The 23,587-nt window shown below is 45.7% G+C and carries 20 protein-coding genes; 18 read left to right on the top strand and 2 right to left on the bottom strand.

Going from position 1 to position 23,587, the window contains the following annotated elements:
- Positions 1 to 14 precede the first annotated feature (14 nt).
- On the top strand, positions 15 to 1,127 hold the full coding sequence (locus tag LC508_RS22170) for an ABC transporter ATP-binding protein (protein WP_033142032.1): 1,113 nt from the start codon (positions 15 to 17) through the stop codon (positions 1,125 to 1,127).
- Positions 1,128 to 1,174: 47 nt separating this feature from the next.
- On the opposite strand, the gene LC508_RS28785 is transcribed toward LC508_RS22170, so the two are convergent.
- Entirely contained in the window at positions 1,175 to 1,252 is a 78-nt protein-coding gene (locus tag LC508_RS28785) for a DUF6783 domain-containing protein (RefSeq protein ID WP_353963996.1), read from the bottom strand.
- Positions 1,253 to 1,366: 114 nt separating this feature from the next.
- Between LC508_RS28785 and LC508_RS22175 the strand changes: the two genes are divergently transcribed.
- The 17 genes from LC508_RS22175 (at position 1,367) to LC508_RS22255 (ending at position 22,301) form a co-directional block, all read left to right on the top strand.
- Positions 1,367 to 2,452: a PucR family transcriptional regulator gene (locus LC508_RS22175; protein ID WP_033142031.1), complete on the top strand. Its 1,086-nt coding sequence runs from the start codon at positions 1,367 to 1,369 to the stop codon at positions 2,450 to 2,452.
- Positions 2,453 to 3,160: 708 nt separating this feature from the next.
- Positions 3,161 to 5,449 carry a hydratase gene (locus tag LC508_RS22180; protein ID WP_103731543.1) on the top strand — a complete coding sequence of 763 codons (2,289 nt, stop codon included), beginning with the start codon at positions 3,161 to 3,163 and terminating at the stop codon, positions 5,447 to 5,449.
- 1,423 nt (positions 5,450 to 6,872) lie between these two features.
- Positions 6,873 to 7,547, top strand: a complete 675-nt coding sequence (locus tag LC508_RS22185; RefSeq protein ID WP_103731856.1) for an RluA family pseudouridine synthase — start codon at positions 6,873 to 6,875, stop codon at positions 7,545 to 7,547.
- Between the two features lie 63 nt (positions 7,548 to 7,610).
- A complete protein-coding gene (locus LC508_RS22190; protein ID WP_033139170.1) occupies positions 7,611 to 8,645 on the top strand; it encodes an AI-2E family transporter in 1,035 nt (344 codons plus the stop codon).
- Positions 8,646 to 8,836: 191 nt separating this feature from the next.
- On the top strand, positions 8,837 to 10,078 hold the full coding sequence (locus LC508_RS22195; RefSeq protein ID WP_103731857.1) for an ABC transporter substrate-binding protein: 1,242 nt from the start codon (positions 8,837 to 8,839) through the stop codon (positions 10,076 to 10,078).
- A 186-nt stretch (positions 10,079 to 10,264) separates the two neighbouring features.
- Positions 10,265 to 10,573 carry an ATP synthase gene (locus LC508_RS22200; RefSeq protein WP_033139168.1) on the top strand — a complete coding sequence of 103 codons (309 nt, stop codon included), beginning with the start codon at positions 10,265 to 10,267 and terminating at the stop codon, positions 10,571 to 10,573.
- A 40-nt stretch (positions 10,574 to 10,613) separates the two neighbouring features.
- Positions 10,614 to 12,650 carry a V-type ATP synthase subunit I gene (locus LC508_RS22205; RefSeq protein ID WP_103731858.1) on the top strand — a complete coding sequence of 679 codons (2,037 nt, stop codon included), beginning with the start codon at positions 10,614 to 10,616 and terminating at the stop codon, positions 12,648 to 12,650.
- Entirely contained in the window at positions 12,647 to 13,123 is a 477-nt protein-coding gene (locus tag LC508_RS22210; protein ID WP_018593354.1) for a V-type ATP synthase subunit K, read from the top strand. Before LC508_RS22205 ends, LC508_RS22210 begins: the two co-directional genes overlap by 4 nt.
- Before the next feature lie 76 nt (positions 13,124 to 13,199).
- Positions 13,200 to 13,793, top strand: coding sequence for a V-type ATP synthase subunit E (locus LC508_RS22215; protein WP_103731859.1), 594 nt, complete (start codon positions 13,200 to 13,202; stop codon positions 13,791 to 13,793).
- A 28-nt stretch (positions 13,794 to 13,821) separates the two neighbouring features.
- Positions 13,822 to 14,799: a V0D/AC39 family V-type ATPase subunit gene (locus tag LC508_RS22220; protein WP_103731860.1), complete on the top strand. Its 978-nt coding sequence runs from the start codon at positions 13,822 to 13,824 to the stop codon at positions 14,797 to 14,799.
- A complete protein-coding gene (locus tag LC508_RS22225) occupies positions 14,792 to 15,112 on the top strand; it encodes a V-type ATP synthase subunit F (protein ID WP_033139164.1) in 321 nt (106 codons plus the stop codon). Before LC508_RS22220 ends, LC508_RS22225 begins: the two co-directional genes overlap by 8 nt.
- A 96-nt stretch (positions 15,113 to 15,208) precedes the next feature.
- Positions 15,209 to 16,975: a V-type ATP synthase subunit A gene (locus tag LC508_RS22230; protein ID WP_033139163.1), complete on the top strand. Its 1,767-nt coding sequence runs from the start codon at positions 15,209 to 15,211 to the stop codon at positions 16,973 to 16,975.
- A complete protein-coding gene (locus tag LC508_RS22235) occupies positions 16,975 to 18,348 on the top strand; it encodes a V-type ATP synthase subunit B (RefSeq protein WP_033139162.1) in 1,374 nt (457 codons plus the stop codon). Before LC508_RS22230 ends, LC508_RS22235 begins: the two co-directional genes overlap by 1 nt.
- A 68-nt stretch (positions 18,349 to 18,416) precedes the next feature.
- Positions 18,417 to 19,100, top strand: a complete 684-nt coding sequence (locus tag LC508_RS22240; protein ID WP_033139161.1) for a V-type ATP synthase subunit D — start codon at positions 18,417 to 18,419, stop codon at positions 19,098 to 19,100.
- Positions 19,101 to 19,218: 118 nt separating this feature from the next.
- On the top strand, positions 19,219 to 20,031 hold the full coding sequence (locus tag LC508_RS22245) for a MerR family DNA-binding transcriptional regulator (protein ID WP_199687248.1): 813 nt from the start codon (positions 19,219 to 19,221) through the stop codon (positions 20,029 to 20,031).
- A 150-nt stretch (positions 20,032 to 20,181) separates the two neighbouring features.
- The gene (locus LC508_RS22250; RefSeq protein WP_118593882.1) at positions 20,182 to 21,462 is read left to right on the top strand and encodes an MFS transporter; all 1,281 of its coding nucleotides are present in this window, start codon (positions 20,182 to 20,184) and stop codon (positions 21,460 to 21,462) included.
- Positions 21,463 to 21,494: 32 nt separating this feature from the next.
- A complete protein-coding gene (locus tag LC508_RS22255; RefSeq protein ID WP_118593881.1) occupies positions 21,495 to 22,301 on the top strand; it encodes an epoxyqueuosine reductase in 807 nt (268 codons plus the stop codon).
- 2 nt (positions 22,302 to 22,303) lie between these two features.
- Here the strand turns inward: LC508_RS22255 and LC508_RS22260 are convergent, their stop codons facing one another.
- Complete coding sequence (locus tag LC508_RS22260; protein ID WP_052098783.1) at positions 22,304 to 23,506, bottom strand: helix-turn-helix domain-containing protein; 1,203 nt, start codon at positions 23,504 to 23,506, stop codon at positions 22,304 to 22,306.
- Positions 23,507 to 23,587 lie beyond the last annotated feature (81 nt).

Raw genomic sequence — 23,587 nt, forward strand, 5'->3', positions numbered from 1 at the left:
AGGAGGAAATGAAAATGGCAAGCTTATCATTACAGCATATTAACAAAACATATCCAAACGGATTCGAAGCAGTAAAAGATTTTAACCTTGAAATCGCAGATAAAGAATTCATCATCTTCGTAGGTCCTTCAGGTTGTGGTAAATCTACTACACTTCGTATGATCGCAGGTCTGGAAGAAATTTCAGGCGGTACATTAAAAATCGGTGACAAGGTTGTAAATGATGTAGAACCTAAAGACAGAGATATTGCAATGGTATTCCAGAACTACGCTCTGTATCCGCATATGACCGTATATGATAACATGGCATTCGGTCTGAAACTGAGAAAAGTTCCGAAAGACCAGATTGATAAAATGGTTAAAGAAGCAGCTAAGATCCTTGACCTGGAGAAACTGTTAGACCGTAAACCGAAAGCTCTTTCCGGTGGTCAGAGACAGCGTGTTGCTATGGGACGTGCTATTGTGCGTGAACCTAAAGTATTCCTGATGGACGAACCTCTGTCAAACCTGGATGCTAAACTTCGTGTACAGATGCGTACTGAGATTTCCAAACTGCATGAGAGATTAGGTGCAACCATTATCTACGTAACACATGACCAGACAGAGGCTATGACACTTGGTACAAGAATCGTTGTTATGAAAGACGGTATCGTACAGCAGGTTGATACACCTCAGAACTTATACAACGCTCCGAAGAACCTGTTCGTAGCAGGATTCATCGGTTCTCCTCAGATGAACATGATGGATGCAGTATGCCACGTAAAAGGCAATGAAGTTGAACTGGAAATCGGCGGAACTACAATCGCTTTACCTGCTTCCAAGAGAAAACCGCTCATCGACGGCGGCTATGACGGAAAGACAGTTGTTATGGGTATTCGTCCTGAGCACGTATACGATGATGAAGCTCGTATTCAGGCATTCCCGGGCAGCGTAATCGAAGGTAAGATCACTGTTTACGAATTACTTGGTGCTGAGGTTTACTTATACTTTGACACAGAAGGATTCCCGATGACAGCAAGAGTTAATCCGCGTACAACAGCCAGAACAGGCGATGTTGTTAAATTCTCACTGGATCTGGAAAAGATTCACGTATTCGACAAAGAAACAGAACAGGTTATCACAAACTAATTGTTATGAAAAGATACAGACTGCCGCGGATTTATCTGCGGCAGTTTTTATATAGGAAAAGCTGCCAGCCTAGAGCGTGTTTGAAAATTGCTTTCGCCAAGCTGTACGTCACAGATTGTCGGAATGAATTTTCAAACAGGCTCTAGTGTACGAAAATAAAAAATTGAAATTTTGTCGAAAATACGTTATAGTAATTGATATATTAGTATTTTTGATAAGTGTGCAGAAGGAGAATAACTATGATTTCAAGCCAGGTGATACAGAAGACATTAGAAGAATTGAGAACCATAACGAGGATAGATCTCTGTGTTATGGATGTGGATGGAAAGGTAAACTCTACTACATTTCCGGTTGAGAATGAAGATTTCGGTGATGTGTCCGGCTTTGTGGAATCAATGGCGGACAGCCAGGTAATGAAAGGCTACCATTTCTTCAAGATTTATGACGGGCAGTCTGTGGAGTTTATTCTGATCGCAAAAGGCGGCAATGAGGATGCCTATATGATTGGCCGCGTGGCTGTTGCGGAGATTCAGAATCTGATCGTGGCTTACAAAGAGCGTTTTGATAAGTCAAATTTTATCCAGAATCTGATTCTCGACAATCTGCTTCTGGTAGATGTATACAACCGTGCAAAAAAACTGCATATCCCGGTGGAAGCCAGGAGAGTAGTGCTTCTGGTCGAGACCAAAAATGAGAAGGATCAGGATGCCATTGAGATTCTGAAAAACCTGTTTGTGTCCAGAACAAACGATTTCATCACAGCGATTGATGAGAAAAATATCATCATTGTTCGGAATCTGGAAGAGACTGACAATTACGAATCCATTGAGAGCATTGCCAAGATGATCGTGGATATGCTCAATGCTGAGGCTATGTCCCAGGTGCGCGTGTCCTACGGCAATATCATCAATGAGATCAAGGATGTATCACGTTCTTATAAAGAAGCGAAGATGGCTCTTGACGTAGGTAAAATATTCTATGTGGAGAAGACCATTGTGGGATACAACAATCTGGGAATCGGCCGTCTGATCTACCAGCTTCCCATGCCTCTGTGTGAAATGTTCATGAAAGAGGTATTCGGAGGCAAGCTGCCGGAATCCCTGGATGATGAGACTCTGAACACCATCAACAAATTCTTTGACAATAATCTGAACATTTCAGAGACATCCCGCCAGCTCTTCCTGCATAGGAATACACTGGTGTACAGACTGGAGAAGATTCAGAAGAGCACAGGACTTGATATCAGGGTGTTTGACGACGCACTGACATTCAAGATCGCGCTGATGGTTTCCAGCTATATGGAGTTTATGAAAAAACAGGATTAACGATTCAGCCGGGCCCCGCACTTACTGCCCGGACCTGATATAAGAGAGCTGCCGCGTGCCGCGCAAGTACGTTCTCTGCCGTAGTCATTTTGTCTATACAGGCCCATGACTGCAGCAGGGAGCAGATTTTGTGGCATCCGGCAGCTTTTTTGCTGTTGTGAAGGAAAGTACAGATAAATTGGAAGAAACCTTTGGTTTTAGTATGTATATTAAGTAAGTGAGCCTTGGTTTTGGCTACACTTTACAGATAAAAAGCAGGGAATCTTTGGTATTAGTCTGTAAATTAAGTAAGCGCGCCGTGGTTTTTGTCATACTTTACAGATAAAATGCAGGGAATCTTTGGTTTTAATACGTAAACTAAGCAAGTGAGCGGTGGTTTTGGTCACACTTTACAGATAAAATGCAAAGAGCCTTTAGATTTTATACATAACTTATGGATTTTAACGGCCCATTTATCTGTTCTATATACGATAAGAAAAACTTTTGCGTCCATACGTACATCAGGAAATCTTGCCGGCAGCCTTTTATCTTTACAGATCATCAAATATTCCGATGTTTTCCTGAGAATGTGCGAACGACAAAGACACTGGAATTAAATAAAGTGATAGAGAGATAAAATGCTTGCATTTTAGCGTGATAATGCGTATAATAGAAAAGAACTGTATAAGTGTATACAATGATACAAAACGGTGACAAGGAGGATCAATCATGGTAAAACTTTACGATGGCGGTGTCTGGTTGGTGAATGGAACTGAGCTTGTGGAAGACGGTCCTGAAGCGGCAGCAGCAGTTGCACAGATGACAGGTGCAGCGTCTCTTGACAAAGAAGAGGCATCCAGACAGACAATGGCTTACTCTATCTTGGAAAAGCATAATACATCCGGAAATATGGATGATTTAAAAATTAAATTCGATAAACTGACATCCCACGATATTACATTTGTGGGGATCATTCAGACTGCAAGGGCTTCAGGGCTGGAAAAATTCCCAATCCCCTATGTACTGACAAACTGCCACAACTCTCTCTGTGCAGTGGGCGGAACCATCAATGAGGATGACCACATGTTTGGTCTGACCTGCGCAAAACGCTACGGCGGAATGTATGTGCCGCCCCATCAGGCAGTTATCCATCAGTTTGCCAGGGAGATGCTGGCAGGCGGCGGAAAAATGATTCTGGGATCGGACAGCCATACCCGATACGGTGCCCTGGGAACCATGGCTATGGGTGAGGGCGGTCCGGAGCTGGTGAAGCAGCTTCTGGGCAAGACTTATGATATACACAGACCGGAGGTTGTGGGCGTTTATCTGACCGGAAAGCCGATGCCGGGCGTAGGTCCCCAGGACGTTGCGCTGGCTATCATAGGCGCAGTGTTTGCCAACGGTTATGTTAAGAATAAAGTCATGGAGTTTGTAGGCCCGGGCGTTGCCGGACTCAGCGCTGATTTCCGTATCGGAATTGATGTTATGACCACAGAAACGACCTGCCTCTCTTCCATCTGGACAACAGACGATACCATTAAGGACTTCTATGAGGTTCACGGAAGAGCCGGGGAGTATAAAGAGCTGTCTCCCGGTGCAGTGACTTACTATGACGGAATGGTCTATGTGGACTTAAGCCGGGTGAAACCCATGATCGCCATGCCGTTCCACCCAAGCAACACCTATACAATAGAAGAACTGAATGCGAACCTGATGGATATTCTGGATGACGTGGAGAAAAAGGCACAGGTGAGCCTGGACGGCAAGATTCCGTTTACCCTGAAGGATAAAGTACATAACGGCAGACTGTATGTGGAACAGGGAATCATCGCCGGATGTGCGGGCGGCGGGTTTGAAAATATCTGTGATGCCGCTGATATATTAAGAGGTTCCAGCATCGGTGCGGATGCCTTTACTTTAAGTGTATATCCGGCCAGTACACCGATTTACATGGAGATCGCCAAGAATGGTGTCCTGGCAGATTTGATGCAGACAGGTGCTGTGGTCAAGACTGCTTTCTGCGGACCGTGCTTCGGCGCCGGGGATACACCTGCCAACAATGCCCTCAGTATCCGCCACTCTACCAGAAATTTCCCGAACCGTGAGGGTTCCAAGATCCAGAACGGACAGATTTCTTCCGTTGCACTGATGGATGCCCGTTCCATAGCAGCCACAGCAGCAAACAGGGGCTATCTGACCTCAGCAGCGGACTTTGATGTTAAATATACAAAACCCCGCTATTTCTTTGACAAAACGATTTACGAGAACCGCGTCTTTGACAGCAAAGGCAAAGCCGACCCGGACACAGAGATACAGTTCGGACCGAATATCAAGGACTGGCCTGAAATGCCGGCTCTCACAGAGAACCTGGTACTGAAGGTGGTTTCTGAGATTCATGATCCGGTTACCACAACAGATGAGCTGATCCCATCAGGTGAAACATCATCCTTCCGCTCCAATCCTCTGGGACTTGCCGAATTTACCCTCTCCAGAAAAGACCCTGAGTATGTACCGCTTGCCAAGGAAATCCAGGCTGCGGAGAAGGCCAGAGAAGCCGGAAACTGTCCGCTGGAAGCTGTACCGGAGCTGAAGTCCGTATGGGAGAAGCTGAAAACGGTATGCCCTGACATGGACAGCTCCAATACAGGTATCGGAAGCACTATCTATGCCGTAAAACCAGGCGACGGTTCGGCCAGGGAACAGGCTGCGTCCTGTCAGAAGGTACTGGGCGGATGGGCCAATATCGCCAATGAATATGCCACCAAGCGTTACCGTTCCAACCTGATCAATTGGGGTATGCTCCCCCTTCTGGTCCCGGCTGGCAGCCTGCCGTTTAAAAAAGGCGATTATCTGCTTCTTCCGGGAATCAGAAAAGCTGTTGAGGAGAAGGCTGAAGAAATCAAGGTTTACGTGGCAGGAGATTCCTGCAGGGAATTCAAAGTGAAAATCGGTGATCTGACAGATGATGAACGAGAGATCATTCTGAAAGGCTGTCTGATCAACTACTACAGAGGTTAACATAAATACCGTGCGGCACAGGATTTATCCGACAAAACCAGATATTTCTGGATTGGAGGATAAAATAATGTGTCGCACGGTGTTTTATTTTGGCAATTTTCAATGTTCAGAATTATTATGCTTTTCGTAAATTGTGTAGTAAATTCATATAAAAACATATAATTTACAGCTTAATAATGTTAAAAATATAACTTATAAAAAAACAAAACTTTTTTCAAAAAATATATTGACAAATAAAACAACCCATGGTAATATATAACCATCAAAAGAAAACACCAACACATTACTACATAACCAATTCTTAAACATAGAGAAGATAAATCTTTTTTAGGAAGTTGGCTACAAGGTACAAAAGATAAAACATTATATCTCCTTAAAGTGTATGGAGAATACATAATAGGAATCAGAGTAATGTTAAAACGTACTACATATGAGAGATCCATAAAGTACAAAAGAATAACAGTACCAAGGATAAAAAGTAATGTAAAAGGTGTTATTTGAAATATTGATAAGGAGGTATATTCCATTGGAAATAGCGAATATCAATTATCAATATGAGAGTGGTAAGGCATAGTTCCCTAGAGAAAGACCTAACTACATAAAGACCGAAGAAGAATCCTATTAAGAGGATAAAAAAGCGGTTAGGTGATATATCAAAAAGTGCCCTCATATTGAACAATTACCACAAAAGTAATAAAAAGGTTTCAAAATATATGTAAAGAAATATATTTTGAAAGAACAAAGTATTTATACATCATTCAAAGATATAAAAAATGCAGAAGATATAATAAGTTGTATTCGTTGAGATTAGCCTGTTGTATTTAAAAGTTCTTGAAAAAGAAGTAAATTATTTTATATCCCGAAGAAATGTATAAAGAAATGTTTTGAAAACAAAATAGCCCGAACTATTTGTTTAGAAGCTTTTTATTATCCATAATAGATTTGATATGAACTTTCAATAAATCTTATCAAACACCGGAATTTAAATATCCAAGAAGAGTGAAGACCATTTCAGAGAAGGCTTTATCAGAGTCCATAAAGGGATTTGGGTAGAACATTCAGATAAGAAATGAAAGGAAGCTCAAAGAGATTACGAATTCAGAGTGAAAGATTTATAAATAGGGAATGAGAAGATTAAAAGGAAGTATAGAAGAATAAGGAAAGAACAAAATAACAGTATTCATTCCGGATTTTTTATCAATACTAAGAAAAAGAAAGGAATAAAAAAATTGAATAACGCAGATCATTAGAACAACCGTTGTATCCGATAATAGAAGATATGACGGTTGTTCATTTTTGCCCATCCATGCTATAATACTCCCAGGCAAGTTATCCCTCTCCACCCACGCCCCGGCCCCGCTGCCCTGCATTCCCCGTCCCTTCAGCCAACAAAATAAATTTAGAAAAAGGAATTTAAACAACCATGAAAACACCCCCCATCTCCCAAATTATCCTACACGAAGACCCCCACATCCTAATCTGCCACAAACCTCCCGGTCTCCCTGTCCAATCAAAAAAAATCAACACCCCGGACCTGGAATCCTCCCTCCTCACCTACCTCATCTCAAAAGGCGAGCCTCCTTATTTGGCTGTTATCCACCGCCTCGACCAGCCCGTAGAGGGTATCCTGGTCTTTGCAAAAAACAAAGCCGCAGCCAAAGACCTAAACGCTCAGGTCCAGAACGGAAGTATGGAAAAATACTACCTTGCCGCTGTCAGCGGCATACCGACGAAAAAAGAATCCCGTCTTGAGAACGAACTTATAAAAGATGCTAACACCAACACCTCCAGGGTGACAAAACAAAAAACACCACAAAGTAAAAAAGCCATTCTGGAATACCGCGTATTAAAAGAAGCAGAGGATTGTTCTCTTCTCGAGATCCATCTTCTGACAGGCCGTCATCACCAGATCCGTGTCCAGATGGCATACGCCGGCCATCCTCTGCTGGGGGATACCAAGTACAATCCTCAGGCAGGAAAAGAAAAGGAATGGCAGTACATCGCGCTGTGCGCATATAAATTAATTTTTACCCATCCAAAGACAAAGAAAAAAATGGAATTCCAGGTAAAGCCCTCTGGAAATTTTCCTATAGTATAGGTAAGAAAAGTTCACACATACTGTTAGAGGAGAACGAAAAAGATAAGGTATGGTGAGCAGAAGATGAGATGGAAGAAAGCGGGTATAACAGTGGGAGTCATTGCAGGTGTATTTCTGGTCATGAAATACGCGGTACCTGTGATGCTCCCATTTCTTTTAGGCTGGCTTCTGGCACTCGCCATACTTCCGGCAGCCAGGTGGCTGGCACGGCAGAAACTCTGCAGAAAACTGCATTTTACAGAAGGCGGTGTGGGCGCAGTGCTGATTCTGCTTCTCTCCGTGGGAGGCATTCTTGGGGTTATGTGGCTTCTCCAGGCTCTGTCTGCACAGATCAGCAGGCTGATAGCGTTCTATCCGGTAATAAAGAGAGAATTCTGCCAGATCATAGGCCAATGCTGCAGACAGGTGGAATACACGGTGGGAATTCCGGCCCGGGAGAGCAGCCAGTATATTTATATGCAGCTCAGTAATATCAGCAGTTCCTTTTTAGATGGCAGTCAGTCCATGGAGGCTGCGGTCGGCTCCATGAAAAAGTGCGTGGTCCTGGTGGGAGGCCTGATTCTGTGCGTAGTATCCGCGGTTTTGATTCTGCAGGAGCACGGGGAGTGGAAAGAACGGTTTTCCGCCTGGCCTGTGTTTGTTAAGGCGAAAGCCCTTTTCAAGGACTTAAAGAGCGGAATTGCGGAATATTTCAAAGCACAGATCAAAATTATGGGAATCATTATCCTCCTCTGTATTGCCGGATTGTTCTTATTGGGAACGCCTCATTTTATCACTGCCGGGCTGGCGCTGGGACTTCTGGACGCACTACCCGTTCTGGGAACAGGTACATTTCTTGTCCCCGCGGCGCTTGTCCTTGCCTTAAGAGGAGACGCGGCCGGTGCAGTCGGCTGTATTGCCCTTTATCTTGTCACAAGCTGCGTCAGGCAGTTTCTGGAGCCCCGTCTGATAGGAAAGAAGGTGGGGGTATCGCCTCTCCTTGTCCTGTTATCGGTATATCTGGGGCTGTTTTTGTACGGAGGAGCCGGTTTTTTGCTGGGACCGCTCTCTGCTCTGGTAATATACGGGATTTTACGTGAATGGAATCTTCTTGATTAGAGCGTGTTTGGAAACTTTATAGATAATATGAATAGAAAAGTTCCTGAAATTTTTACGAAATTATTACAAAAAGCATATGGACTAATAAGTAGTTTCGTGTATAATGGAAACGTAGTTAATAGGAAGAGAAATGCATGTAAAAATCTGGTAAAGCCGTACACAGGTATGGCGTGAACCTTGGAGGAGAGGGCATGAAACGTACAATGGTTGCTTTATTATGCATCGCGCTGGCAGCGGGTTCCCTGGCAGGATGCGGTGGTAATAAGGATAAAAAAGAAGTACCCGTAAACACAGAGGCAAAGGCGGAAGACAAGCCGGAAGTGGGCAGCAAGGGGGACCCTCAGAAAGAAGAAGATACAGAAGAGGAACAGAAGGAAGAGGAAAAAGATAATACAGAAGTTTCCGGTGAGAATGAGAACAGCCAGGACGCAGAGGAAGAGAACGAGGCAGACATGTCTGAGGACCTGACTATGACCACTCTGAAAAGCAGTGCCGGAACCATTGATTATACATCCCTGGAAGGTCTGGAGCTGGAGGCCGGCGGTCATATAGCAGTGGTGGTTAAGAGCACAAAGACAGGCTACTGGGTCACTGTAAAAAAAGGCATGGAAGCAGCCGTCAAAGATTTAAATAAAAAACTGGAATATAAAGGTGACGATAAGATAAAACTATCCTTTGAAGGGCCGTCCGATGAGACTGATGTGGAGAGCCAGATCAATATTATCGACGCGGTTCTGGCTGAGAATCCAAATGTTCTCTGTCTGGCAGCCATAGATATGGAATCCTGTCAGGCCCAGCTTGAAACAGCAGAGGAAAACGGAATCCCCGTGGTTGTGCTGGATTCCGGTGTGGTGACCGGCACCGTAGATTCCGTGTGCTCCACAGACAACAAGGCAGCAGGCGCTGACGCAGCGAAAAAACTTGCGGAAGCTGTGGGCAGCAGCGGAGAGATCGCTGTTATGGCCCATATCGAAAGCTCTGAAAGCAGCCAGGACAGAGTCAAGGGATTTACAGATGAGCTCACAGCCAATTACCCGGATATTAAGATTGTTAATCTCTCCTATGAAAATGAGGAGACACCGGTCAGGGAGATGGCAGCAAAAGTGCTGGAGGATAATCCGAATCTGAAAGGATACTTCTGTACCAATCAGGTCACTGCGGATGATGTTCTGGAAGCGCTGAAAGAAGCAGAGAGAGAAGAAATTGCCGTAGTGGGGTTTGATGCCGGCAAGACCCAGAAAGAAGCGATCAAGGACGGAAGAGAGGCCGGAGTTATCGCACAGAATCCGTATGGCATGGGATATGCCACCGCAGTAGCAGCAGCCAGGGCTTGGCTGGGGCTGGAAAATGATTCCTTTATCAATCCGGGATATCAGTGGATCGATGCTGCCAGCCTGGATGATGAGAAGCTGAAGAACTACTTATACGAGTAAGATAAAGTCAAATTAAACAAAGACATTCGGGGAGATTGTGTAAATTCTATACAATCTCTCTTTTTTTGTCGGGATTACCAAAATAAGGCAACTTTTTTTCGTGTAATTCGGTTAAAAATATTGTGAACAAATTGACAAATTGCATAATTCATAGTAATATTTAAACTATGTGAAGGTGGTGATACTGTGATAGAAGGAACAATCAAAGAAATCCGGGATGCGGAGCAGGAGGCAGCAAACATCGTTGCGGATGCAAAGCGCCAGAGTGAAAAGATTTCTGAGGAGGCAAAACTGGCTTCCGAAAAATTGTATTCCGATATGATTTCCGAAGCGCAGCAGAAGGCGAAAAAATTAAGAGACTCTGCTGAAACATTTGGAAAACAGCAGACGGACGAGGCCCTTTTGGCGGCTGGAAAAGAAATCGAAAAGCTGAAGAGCGCGGCAAAAAGCCGGGAAAAAGAAGCGGTTGATTTGATTATTTCCGAATTAATCTGAGAGGAAGAAAAAGAAAACGAGTTAAAGGAGGGATGAGAGTATGGCAGTAATGCAGATGCAGCGAGTCAGTATCTGCGCGCTGAAAAGGGACCGGAAGGCCATCCTGGAAAAGCTGCAGACCATGGGCGTCATGGAAATGACCCAGGTATTAGACGATGAGTCAGGCTTTGAAAAGATGGATACCCAGGGGGCCAGAAACACTTTTGAGAAAAAAGCGAACTTGGCGGATTTAGCACTGGATATCCTGCAGGAATATGCACCGGAGAAAAAATCCCTGCTGTCCAGTCTGGAAGGAAAAAAACTGATTGAAAAAGAAACTTACAACCAGGTAGCGGTTCAGAAGGAAGAAATGATGGACATTGCTTCCAGAATAACCGGCTGGCAGAAAGAAATCGCGGAGTGCCGTGCAAATATCCAGAAAATGGAGAACCAGATCGAAGCACTGGCTCCATGGATGAGCCTGGATGTGCCCATGAATTTTGAGGGTACCGGTTCAACCAGCGCACTCATCGGTGCTATTTCAGGCGAAATGACACTGGAAGCGGTTTACAGCCTGATCGCGGAGTACGCTCCCGAGGCTGAAGGCGTGGATGTGACAGTCCTTTCTGCGGACAGAGATTCCACTTATATTGTTGTGCTGTGTCTGAAGAAGAACGCACAGCAGGTGGAGGATGCGCTGCGGCAGGGCGGTTTTGCTAGGCCATCTCAGATCGTCAGTGAAATACCGGCGGTCGAAAAAGAACACTTGGAGGCAGAAATCAGTGCGCTCCAAAAAGAAATTGAGGGATGTCAGAAGCATATTACTGAATATGGGGACAAGCGCGCAGACCTGCGTTTGATTTCTGACTATTTCCGTACAAGAGCAGAGAAATACGAACTCCTGGGACAAATTCCACAGTCCTCCAGGACCTTTTTTGTAAGTGGGTATATACCTAAAAAAGCGGTTCCTGCAGTGAAAAAGGCAATGGAAGAGGGCTATGATCTGGTCTTTGATGTGGAGGAGATACAGGAGGATGAGGAAGCCCCGGTGCTTCTGAGCAATAACGCGTTTTCACAGTCTGTGGAGGGCGTTTTGGAATCCTACGGTCTGCCGAAAAAAGGCGAGGTTGACCCAACGACGATCATGTCGTTTTTCTATGTATTTTTCTTTGGTCTGATGCTGTCTGATGCGGCATACGGACTGATTATATTCCTGGCATGTTTTATTGTACTGAGAAAGTACCCGCGCATGAGCCAGGGCATGCATAAGGCGCTGAAAATGTTCATGTACTGCGGTCTTTCCACTTTAGTGTGGGGTGTACTTTTCGGAGGATACTTCGGAGATGCCGTGGACGTGGTCGCGCGAACCTTCTTCCATGTGGATGTACCGGACGGCGGACTGATCAAGGCAGCCTGGTTCGTTCCGCTGAATGACCCAATGCGTCTTCTTATGTACGCAATGCTGTTTGGTGTGATCCATCTGTTCATGGGACTGGCACTGAAAGGATACATGCTTCTGAAAGATAAACAGTACATGGATTTCTTCTGTGATGTTATTATCTGGTATGTATTTCTGATCGGTTTGGTTATGATGCTGCTTCCAAGCAGTATCTTTGCATCCATCTCCCAGCTTCCGGAAGGAACTTTCCCACCGGCAGTTTCGCAGATCGGAAAGGTCATGGCGATCGCAGGAGCGGTAGGACTGCTTCTTATGTCAGGGCGTGCGAACAAGAATATCGCTCTTCGTCTGGCACTGGGCGCGTATGATATTTACAATGTAACAGGATGGCTGAGTGATGTGCTGTCTTACTCCCGTCTGCTTGCTCTTGGTCTTGCAACAGGTGTTATCGCATCTGTGGTAAACCAGATGGCGAGTATGCTGGGCGACGGTATCATTGCCGCTGTCGGTTTTATAGTGATTTTTATTGTGGGCCATTCACTGAATCTGGCTATCAATCTTTTGGGCGCATACGTGCATACAAACCGTTTACAGTTTGTCGAGTTTTTCGGCAAGTTTTATGAGGGTGGAGGAAGACCTTTCAACCCATTTAAATTAACTACGAAATATGTAGATGTTAAGGAGGAAACTTATTTATGAGTCAGTTAGGAATTGTTTACGCATTACTTGGTGCAGCATTAGCAGTATTATTAGCAGGTGCAGGTTCATCTATTGGTGTAGGTATTGCCGGTCAGGCAGCAGCAGGTGTTGTTACAGAAGATCCCAGCAAATTCGCTAAGGTTCTTATCATGCAGCTTCTCCCAGGTACACAGGGTATCTACGGTCTGCTGGTTGGTTTCATCACACTTTCCAAGATCGGTCTGTTAGGCGGAGGTATGCTGGATTTAACACCGCAGCAGGGCTTACTGGTATTAGCAGCTTGTCTGCCGATCGGTATCGTTGGTCTGATCTCCGGTAAATATCAGGGAATGACATCTGCAGCAGCTATCGGCATCGTTGCCAAGAAACCGGAACAGTTCGGTAAAGCTATGCTTTTCCCGGCCATGGTTGAGACATACGCAATTCTTGCTCTGCTGATTTCCATTCTTTCTGTAACGAACCTTTCCTTCTAATTAAAATATGGAGAGAAGTCCCGGCATGGGACAGAAATTACAGGACAGAATAGAAATAGTAAAGGAGAGCTAAAGAATGACTGGATTAGAAAAAATGAAAAGCCAGATTCTGGATGAAGCAAAAAGCTCCGCGAATGATATCATCGACCGTGCGCAGAAGAGCGCAGAAGCAGTTAAGCAGGAGATGAGAGACAAAGCGGAAGCAGAATGCGGACGTATCTCCCAAAAAGCGGATGCTGATGTTGAGAATATCAAGGAACGTGCCCTTTCCTCCTGCGACCTGCAGAAGAGAAAAGCACTTCTGGAGGCAAAGCAGGAAGTGATCTCTGATGTACTGGAGAAAGCTTACGATACACTGCTTACAGCAGACGACGAGACATATTTCAACATGCTCCGCAAAATGCTGGACAAATTCGTTCTGGCTCAGGAAGGGGAAATCTGTTTCTCACCTGAAGATTTGAAGAGAATGCCGCAGGGTTATGAAAAAGAAATTTCGGACATAGCTGAGAAAAAAGGCGGAAAACTGGTTCTTTCCAAAGAACACAGAAATATCCGCGGAGGCTTTGTCCTGATATATGGTGGAATCGAAGAAAACTGTACCTTTAAGGCCATGTTTGATTCCAAGAGAGGTGAACTTTCCGACAAAGTTCATGCATTATTATTTTTGTAAGCGATAACCGCAAGAAGGAGGAATTATCTTGATTGATACAAAATATACCTATGCGGTTGCGCGAATCCGTGCGCTTGAGACGGCGTTATTCACTTCTGCCACTCTTGACCAGCTCATGGCCTGCCAGACAGAGGAGCAGTGCCTGCAGCTTATACAGGAAAAGGGTTGGGGCGGCGCGGATACGCCGGTGAATGCAGAGGCAATATTGACCAGGGAGCAGGAGAAAATCTGGGAGAATATCAGGGATCTGGGTGTTGATATGTCCGTCTTTGATGTACTTTCCTATCCCAATATGTTCCACAATCTGAAGGCAGCCATCAAGGATGTGTGCACGGAGGAGAACGGCAAGTCAATGAACATCTACTATGATGACACTGCCATCTCCCCGGATGAAATGCTGGAGATCGTGCGGAGCAAGGATTTTTCCAGACTTCCCAAATATATGGCTGGCGCTGCAAAAGAGGCTTATGAGACACTGCTTCACACAAGGGACGGACAGCTCTGCGACGTCATTGTGGACAAGGCAGCCCTTGAGGCGATCTATGCAGCAGGCAAGGAAGCAAAGGACAGCATTATCAAGGATTATGCGGAGTCTACCGTTGCCATAGCTGATATTAAAATCGCTGTGCGTTCACAGAAAACCGCAAAAAATCTGGATTTTATGAAGCGCGCGATGGCGGAATGTGAGTCACTTAGTGTGGCACAGCTTTCCAAGGCGGCAGTGAGCGGCATTGATGCCATTGTGGAGTATTTGTCGGGAACTGCTTATGCGGAGGGCGGTAAGGCCATTGCAGAGTCCATGTCCGCGTTTGAACGCTGGTGTGACAACCGCATGATGCAGACCATGCAGCCTCAGAAATATCAGTCATTTTCAGTGGGACCTCTGGTTGCCTATGTGCTTGCCAGGGAGAACGAGATCAAAACGGTACGAATCATTTTGTCCGGCAAACGCAGCGGGCTTTCGGATGATTCTATCCGGGAAAGGGTAAGGGAAATGTATGTATAAGATTGCAGTTGTGGGCGATTACGACAGTATTTACGGGTTTGCTACACTGGGTCTGGATATATTCCCGGTAACATCCCGAAAAGAAGCTGAAGAAAAACTGGAGCATCTGGCAGCCAGCAAATATGGGATCATCTATATCACAGAAGCGCTGGCAGCAGAGTGCAAAAAGACGATTGATAAATTTCAGGAACAACTGCTTCCCGCCATTATCCTGATCCCCGGTGTTTTCGGAAACACGGGTGAAGGTGTGCAGGGAGTGAAATTATCCGTGGAGAAGGCTGTTGGCTCGGATATTCTTTTCAGCAATAATTAAAAGGTCCGGTATGCGGCAGCACGCCGCAGCACCCGGAATTTGAGCGGTAAAATACCGCAGATACGAACTAATTTAGAAAGCAGGTGATTCGTTCCGATGAGCAAAGGTACGATTAAAAAAGTTGCAGGACCGCTGGTTATCGCGGAAGGCATGAGAGACTCGAATATGTTCGACGTTGTCCGTGTCAGTAACCAGCGTCTGATTGGTGAGATCATCGAGATGCACGGTGATGAAGCCAGTGTTCAGGTATACGAGGAGACATCAGGTCTTGGACCGGGCGAGCCGGTTGAGTCCATGAATGCGCCTCTTTCCGTAGAACTTGGACCAGGTCTGATCACAAGTATTTACGATGGTATCCAGCGACCGCTGGATGAGATTATGAAAGTGTCCGGCACCAACTTAAAGCGTGGTGTTGAGGTTCCTTCCCTTAAGAGAGATAAGAAATGGAACTTTGTTCCTACTGTTAAAGTGGGGGACGAGGTACAAAACGGTGATATTATCGGTACGGTACAGGAGACCATCGTTGTTAATCACAAGATCATGGTTCCTTACGGGATAAACGGTAAAGTAAAAGAAATAAAAGCCGGTGAATTTACGGTGGAAGAAATCGTTGCCGTTATCGAGACTGCGGATGGTGACAAAGAAGTTGGTATGATGCAGACATGGCCGGTTCGTAAAGGCCGTCCGTATCTGAAAAAGCTGCCGCCGGAGATGCCTCTGGTAACAGGACAGCGAGTTGTTGATACTTTCTTCCCCATCGCCAAAGGCGGTGTTGCAGCCGTTCCGGGACCTTTCGGAAGCGGCAAGACAGTGATCCAGCATCAGCTTGCAAAATGGGCTGAGGCTGACATCGTGGTTTACATCGGATGCGGCGAGCGTGGAAATGAGATGACAGACGTTCTGAACGAGTTCCCGGAACTGAAGGACCCGAAGACAGGACAGTCTCTGATGGAACGTACCGTTCTGATCGCCAATACCTCCGATATGCCTGTTGCGGCACGTGAGGCTTCTATCTATACAGGTATCACCATCGCGGAATATTTCCGTGATATGGGTTACTCCGTAGCCCTGATGGCAGACTCCACATCACGCTGGGCCGAGGCTCTTCGTGAGATGTCAGGACGTCTGGAAGAGATGCCCGGTGAGGAGGGTTACCCTGCATACCTGGGTTCCCGTCTGGCACAGTTCTATGAGAGAGCCGGACACGTGGTTTCTCTCGGCAGTGACCACAGAGAAGGCGCGCTTTCCGTTATCGGTGCTGTATCTCCTCCGGGTGGTGATATTTCCGAGCCGGTATCCCAGGCAACCCTGCGTATCGTTAAGGTATTCTGGGGTCTGGATTCCGCACTTGCTTACAAGCGTCATTTCCCGGCGATCAACTGGCTGACCAGTTACTCTCTGTATCTGGACAATATGGCTGACTGGTTCAATGAGAAGGTTGCTCCTGACTGGATGGAAGACCGTCAGAAGATGATGAGCCTTCTGCAGGATGAGGCTGAACTGGAAGAAATCGTTAAGATGGTAGGTATGGATGCGCTCTCTGCAGGCGACCGTCTGAAAATGGAGGCTGCGCGCTCCATCCGTGAGGACTTCCTGCATCAGAACTCCTTCCATGAAGTAGATACCTACAGTTCTCTGCAGAAACAGTATCTGCTGATGAAACTGGTTATCGCATTTTATGAGCAGTCCAAGGAAGCGCTTGACAAGGGTGCTAATATCCAGGGGCTGATCAAGATGGATGTCCGCGAAAAGATCGGACGTTTCAAATATGTGACAGAAGACAAACTGGACAAAGAATATAAGGCAACAATGGACGAACTTGCTGCTGACATTGCCAATGTATTTGGGAAGGAGGACTTCTAATGCCGAAAGAGTATAGAACCATACAGGAAGTTGCCGGCCCTCTGATGTTGGTGCGCGGTGTTGAAAATGTACATTTTGATGAATTAGGTGAGATTGAGCTGGCAAGCGGTGAGACACGCCGCTGCCGTGTACTTGAGATCAACGGAAGTGATGCCCTGGTACAGCTTTTTGAGAGCTCCACAGGTATCAACCTGTCAGACAGTAAGGTGCGTTTCCTGGGACGAAGCATGGAGCTGGGTGTGTCTGAGGACATGTTAGGCCGTGTATTCGACGGTATGGGACGCCCGATTGATGATGGTCCTGAAATCCTTCCGGATGAGAGACGTGATATCAACGGTCTGCCTATGAATCCGGCTGCCAGAATGTACCCGGAAGAGTTTATTCAGACAGGTGTATCCGCAATTGACGGTCTGAACACACTGGTACGTGGTCAGAAGCTGCCTATCTTCTCCGCATCAGGTCTTCCTCATGCGCAGCTGGCCGCTCAGATCGCAAGACAGGCTAAGGTTCGCGGTACCGGTGAGAACTTCGCCGTTGTATTTGCCGCTCTTGGTATTACCTTTGAGGAGTCCAACTTCTTTATTGAGAGCTTTAAGGAGACAGGTGCCATCGACAGAACCGTTCTGTTCATCAACCTGGCAAATGACCCGGCTGTAGAGCGTATCGCAACACCTAAGATGGCGCTTACCGCAGCAGAGTATCTTGCATTTGAAAAAGACATGCACGTACTGGTAATCCTGACAGATATCACAAACTACGCAGATGCCCTGCGTGAGGTTTCCGCAGCCCGTAAAGAGGTTCCCGGACGCCGTGGATATCCCGGTTACATGTACACAGACCTTGCAACCATGTATGAAAGAGCAGGACGTAAGAAAGGAAGTAATGGTTCCATTACCATGATTCCGATCCTTACCATGCCTGAGGATGATAAAACCCATCCGATCCCTGACCTTACCGGATATATCACAGAGGGTCAGATCATTCTGAGCCGTGAGCTTTACAGAAAAGGTGTAACACCGCCCATCGATGTTCTGCCGTCCCTGTCACGACTGAAAGATAAAGGTATCGGTGAAGGCAAGACACGTGCTGACCATGCGAACACCATGAACCAGCTTTTCGCCGCTTATGCCCGTGGTAAAGAGGCAAAAGAGCTGATGACCATCCTTGGTGAGGCAGCACTTTCTGATATTGACCTTATCTATGCAAAATTCGCGGATGCTTTTGAGGCGGAATACGTTTCACAGGGTTATACCAGCAACCGTGATATTGAGGAGACACTGCGTATCGGCTGGAAGCTGCTCTCTATTTTACCGAGGAGTGAGCTGAAACGTATTGATGATAAGTTCCTTGATGAATATTACGGTAAACAATAATGCCGGCCGGCAGCAGGCTTAAGATGCCTGCTGTCCCTTTAGAAAATGCATAGAAAGAGGTGATTGTCTTGGCATCTACCCAGGTAAATCCTACCAGAATGGAACTTACCAAGCAGAAGAAAAAGCTGGTCACAGCCATCAAAGGCCACAAGCTTTTGAAGGACAAACGTGATGAGCTTATGCGTCAGTTCCTGGATCTGGCAAGAGAAAATATGGCTCTGCGCCTGAAAGTGGAAGAGGGTATTAAAGAGGCTAACAAGAACTTCGTGATCGCAAAAGCCGGCATGTCCGAACAGACACTGAACACAGCGCTGATGGCACCGAAACAGGAAGTATATCTGGATGCCGGCAAGAAGAATGTCATGAGTGTTGACATTCCTGTCTTCCAGTCCCAGACCAGAACCGCAGATGCAAATGACATCTATTCCTACGGTTTTGCCTTTACTTCCGGTGACCTGGACGGCGCGGTGAAATCTCTGGCAGACATCCTGCCGGATATGCTGAAGCTTGCGGAGATTGAGAAGTCCTGCCAGCTTATGGCTTCCGAGATTGAGAAGACCCGACGCAGAGTAAATGCTCTGGAACACGTTATTATTCCGGAGACACAGCAGAATATTAAATATATTACCATGAAGCTGGACGAGAGCGAGAGAAGTACGCAGATTCGTCTGATGAAGGTAAAGGATATGATGCTTGAAGAAGCACATCATTATAAGGAAAAGGACAGAGAACGCGCATACGGCGCGGGCTGATATGTCTGATGGAAGAATCCTGTTTCCCGGGAGAACTGACACATGGTCAGTCCGCTGGGAGACAGGATTTTTTTAATTTACTGGAAAAATTTTACATTACTTGAAAGAAGGAATTAATTTGGAGAAGAGATATTCGATAGGGGAAATAAGTCACATAACAGGTGTTTCCAAAGATACGCTGCGCTATTACGACAGAATTGGTGTCTTTAAGCCGGAATATGTAGATCCTGATAATCAGTACCGATATTATACATACAGCCAGTTTTGGTATCTGGACATTATCACATGCTGCCGAAGGCTGCAGATACCGTTGGAACGCGTGAAGTCAGTTTTGGATCTGCATGATAACGAAAAGATTGTGGAGATGCTCAAGGAACAGAGGCAGGAGGCACAGAGGCAGAGTGAGTATTACGCCAGAGTGGTGGATGATATAGACTGGTACACAGAACAGAATAAACGGCTTAGAGAGATGGGGAAGGATAAGGAAATCAGAGTAAAGCATCTGCAGCAGAGACGTGTTATTTATGGGAGAAATAAGGAAGATGAAGCAGCTTATCATATTAAATTACAGGAGGCGTGCAGAGACGAGATTTCGCATATGGAATCAATTAAAAGAAACTACGGATATGTGTTGAATGGCAGTAAAATTCGTGAAAATGTGTTTCATCAAATGGGAGAATATATTGATATCCGTGTGGATGAATACCGTTTTGCGTCCAAAGAAAATATTCTTACAATTCCGGAAGGGGAGTATGCTTGCTTTACTACAGAAGTCAGAGGGAATTTTGCGGATTTCGGAATACTTGTAAACTGGCTTGACAAGTATGGGTATTCCCCTGATTTTGTCATAGCCGACGAGGCAGGGCTCCAGCTTTTTGCGTATAATCAATATTTTTACCCGTGTGAGATAAAGGTTTTACTTTCCTCTTGACCTTGGAGCGGCTCAAAGGTTTATGCTGAGTATAACAAAAAGGATATATAGTGCCGGCTGAAAAAAAGCTATAGTATCCGGTTAAATGAAGAAAAGAAGTTTTGATATAGGTATGGGTTCTTTATGAACCGGTGAAAGGGGGACTTTTTTATGGATGTAGCCAATCTCACACCAAAACAAAGACGGGTGAAACAAATATGGGGAATGCTGGCGCTGTGTATCTGCGGTGCAGCAGTTTATGAACTGCCATATCTGAGTTGGTCTTATTATGATGCAGCAGTAGAATTTTATAGGGTTAGTAATGCACAGATGGGGTACTTAATGACGATGTACGGTTTGGCATGCGTTATTTCTTATCTGCCTGCAGGATGGGTTGCAGATAAATTCCAGGCACGGCATTTGATCGCAACAGCGCTGGTATCAACAGGTATTTTTGGCTTGATTCTTACATTCAGGCCGCCATATGTTGTGTTGATGATCTGTTATGTCTGTTATGGATTTACCACAACTATTCCGCTATGGAGTGCTATGATGAAGGCCACTAGAGAGCTGGGGGATAGTTCCGAGATGGGGCGGCTTTATGGATTTCTGGAAGGGGGAAGAGGTTTTGTACCCGTTTTGTATGGTGCTGTCATCATTCCCATTTTCTCCTATCTGGGAGAGGGGGCAGGAGGATTCAGGGCGATATTGATATATTTTGTTATTCTGGATTTTGTCTGTGCTTTCTTCGCGCTTGGGGCGATCCGTAAACTGCGTCCGGATGAAGAAGAAACACAGGAAACCGAGACAAAGCATAAGCATTCTTTTGCCGAGTATCTGGATATGATGAAAAATAAAAATCTATGGCTGCTTACACTCTTGATGTTCTGTTGTTTTATGATATATGAGAGCTACAGTTATATTACTCCATATCTTACTAACTTTTTTGGTGTGAGTGAATCCCTTGGGGCAATGATAAGTCTGATCAAATCCTACGGACTGGCCGTTTTTGGGGGAATTGCGGCCGGATTTGTGGCAGATAAGATTCATTCCAATCCAAAGGTGATCGGAATCGGATTTTCACTTATGGTGATCGGAATCGCTACTTTCTTTGTAGTACCGGCAGAGCCGAAGCTGCTTGGAATTGCAGCGGTCACAATTCTCGTTATCAGTCTGGGTTTGTTTATGGTCAGGGCATTGTATTTTGCTGTTATTGATGAGATAAAGATTCCGCTGAAATATACGGGTATGGCGGTAGGATTTGCCTCTGTAATAGGTTGTCTTCCTCAGATATTTATATACTCTATCACAGGAAACCTTTTGGACGCATTTCCGGGGATTCGGGGATACAGATATATGTTTGCATATGAATTTGCAGCTGCGCTGATAGGGGCAGTACTGGCATTTACTCTATATAGAAATATAAAAAAAGAAAACAGCAAAAACGCCTGAGAGCGCTGTATGCAGCAGAAAGGAGTATGGGTATGGATAACCATATAATGACAGAGTTAATAATTAACAAGGCGATTGCATTTGGAGCAGCAGCAGCAGGTATTGCTAATATTCGGGATTTAAAAACAGCGCCTGCATTTTTAATGATGCCGCAGAGACCTCATATTGACCGGGTGGGGGCAGTAGAGAATACAACGGGCCTTCCGGAAGGGGTTGTGGACTGGAAAGATGAAATGCATTCTGTTTTAGTGATCGCCTATGAACACCCGGAGGAGAAACCGTATCTGGACTGTTGGCTGGATGGCAAAAATCCGCCTGGAAATCTGGAACTTATCAAAATTAATAAAAAGTTAAAGGAATACATAGAGTGTGAAATGCCGGAAGTCACAGCGAGACCTCTGAACTATTATGTGGAAAAGGGCGGTGTCTGGCTTAAAGACTCCGCAGTTGTGGCAGGACTGGGCGTAGTAGGAAAAAATAATCTGCTTATTACAAAAGAGTATGGGCCGAGAGTACGGCTTAGAGCTATGTTTTTGAGCGCTGACCTGCCATCTACCGGTCCTATTGACTGGGACCCATGTGACGGATGTGATATGCCGTGCAGAAAAAGCTGCCCCCAGAATGCTTTTGGTTCTGTTATTTATAAGGCCGGTGAATACGGTGGGCTGACAAAACTGCCGGGGCGGGATGGCAGTTACAGTTTGCTTACTTGCGACAGGCAGATGGCAGAGGATGAAGATAATGAGATAAAGACACCTACTGAGGTGCCGGATTACGGAACAGCAGATTCCATAATTAAATATTGCAGAGAATGTGAGCTGAACTGCCGGATTAAATAATGTTAAAAGGCGTCCCTGTACTGTCTGGGCGTCATGCCCGTATATTTTTTAAAGACAGAAATATAATGGCTCTGGCTGGAAAAAGACAGTATCATGCTGATCTCTGAAATAGAATACTGAAACACAGTCAGCAGGGACTTTGAGGTCTCCACCCGTTTCCGGTTCAGGTATTCCATAGGGCTCATGCCCATTTCCTCCCGAAAGAGGTGGGAGAAGCGGTCCCTGCTCAGACCGGCGGCACAGGCAATGTCAGAGAGGTATACTTTTTCCTGCTGATGGTCATTCATGTAATTGATGGCTCTGCGGATGGCAGGGGAATGACTGGTCAGGCCTCTGGCCTTTGCCGCGGCAGCCGTAAATTCTCCGGTGGCCTGGTCCCGCAGGGAGAGAAGGCGTGTGACAGAGGTGCATTTTTCAGATGCCTGGATATAACTGTCACTCATAGCATAAGCCATATCTTCCTCCACTCCTGCCTCCATTGCGGCTCTGGTGATCTGAGTAATGTGAGCGATGAAAAGATTCTGGGCATGGCGCAGCGGGTTGAGGGAAAGGATTCCCGGTTTTCCTGTGAGGCTTAACTCGTTCATACATTCTTTTGCACGTATAACATCTCCTGAGCGCACCGCGTCCAGGAGATTTTTTTCGTATGAATAGGGTGTATGAAATGCGGCGGATTCTCTTCTGTGAAACAGGGTCTTCTGAACCGCTGCGGGAATAGGGGCAGACATTTTCAGATGATTTGCCTCCAGAATCTCTTCGGTATGAACTTTTTCCCGGAAGAACAGGCTGCAGGCCAGGGAAAGGAAATTGTAAAAGTATTCCTGTTCCATGACAGGCAGCGCTGACATGAGAGGAAAACGCATGTCAGGAGGCAGCGCGGAGAAATCCGGAAAGCTCTGTTTAAACTCCCTGTCGGAGAGCCGGGAAAAGAGGCAGGGGCCGAAATAAAGGGTAAAATTTCTGTCGATCAATGCAAGGGGAAGAGCTGCACTGTAATATGCGTTGTTTTCCATGAAGAGAACAGGCAGGGGTACTGTATTTTTATGGGGCAGACTTTCCGGCAGCAGGGGGAAAGGGAAACGCTCCATGCCCTCCAGGTGCGGGAAGGTAAAACATATGCTGCTGTCAGGTGACAGGCAGCGTATGGGAATCTGTGTTAAATGATAAAGCAGACGGCAGTTATGGCGGATGCTCCGGATGTCCATTTTAAGTTCTCCTTCCATGGCAGCAGACAGTTTTTTTCAGTATACCAGAAAAAGAAAGTAGTGACAAGAAATTGATATAAA

Origin of the sequence: Blautia parvula, assembly GCF_020215665.1 — a bacterium.
GTDB lineage: Bacteria > Bacillota > Clostridia > Lachnospirales > Lachnospiraceae > Blautia > Blautia celeris.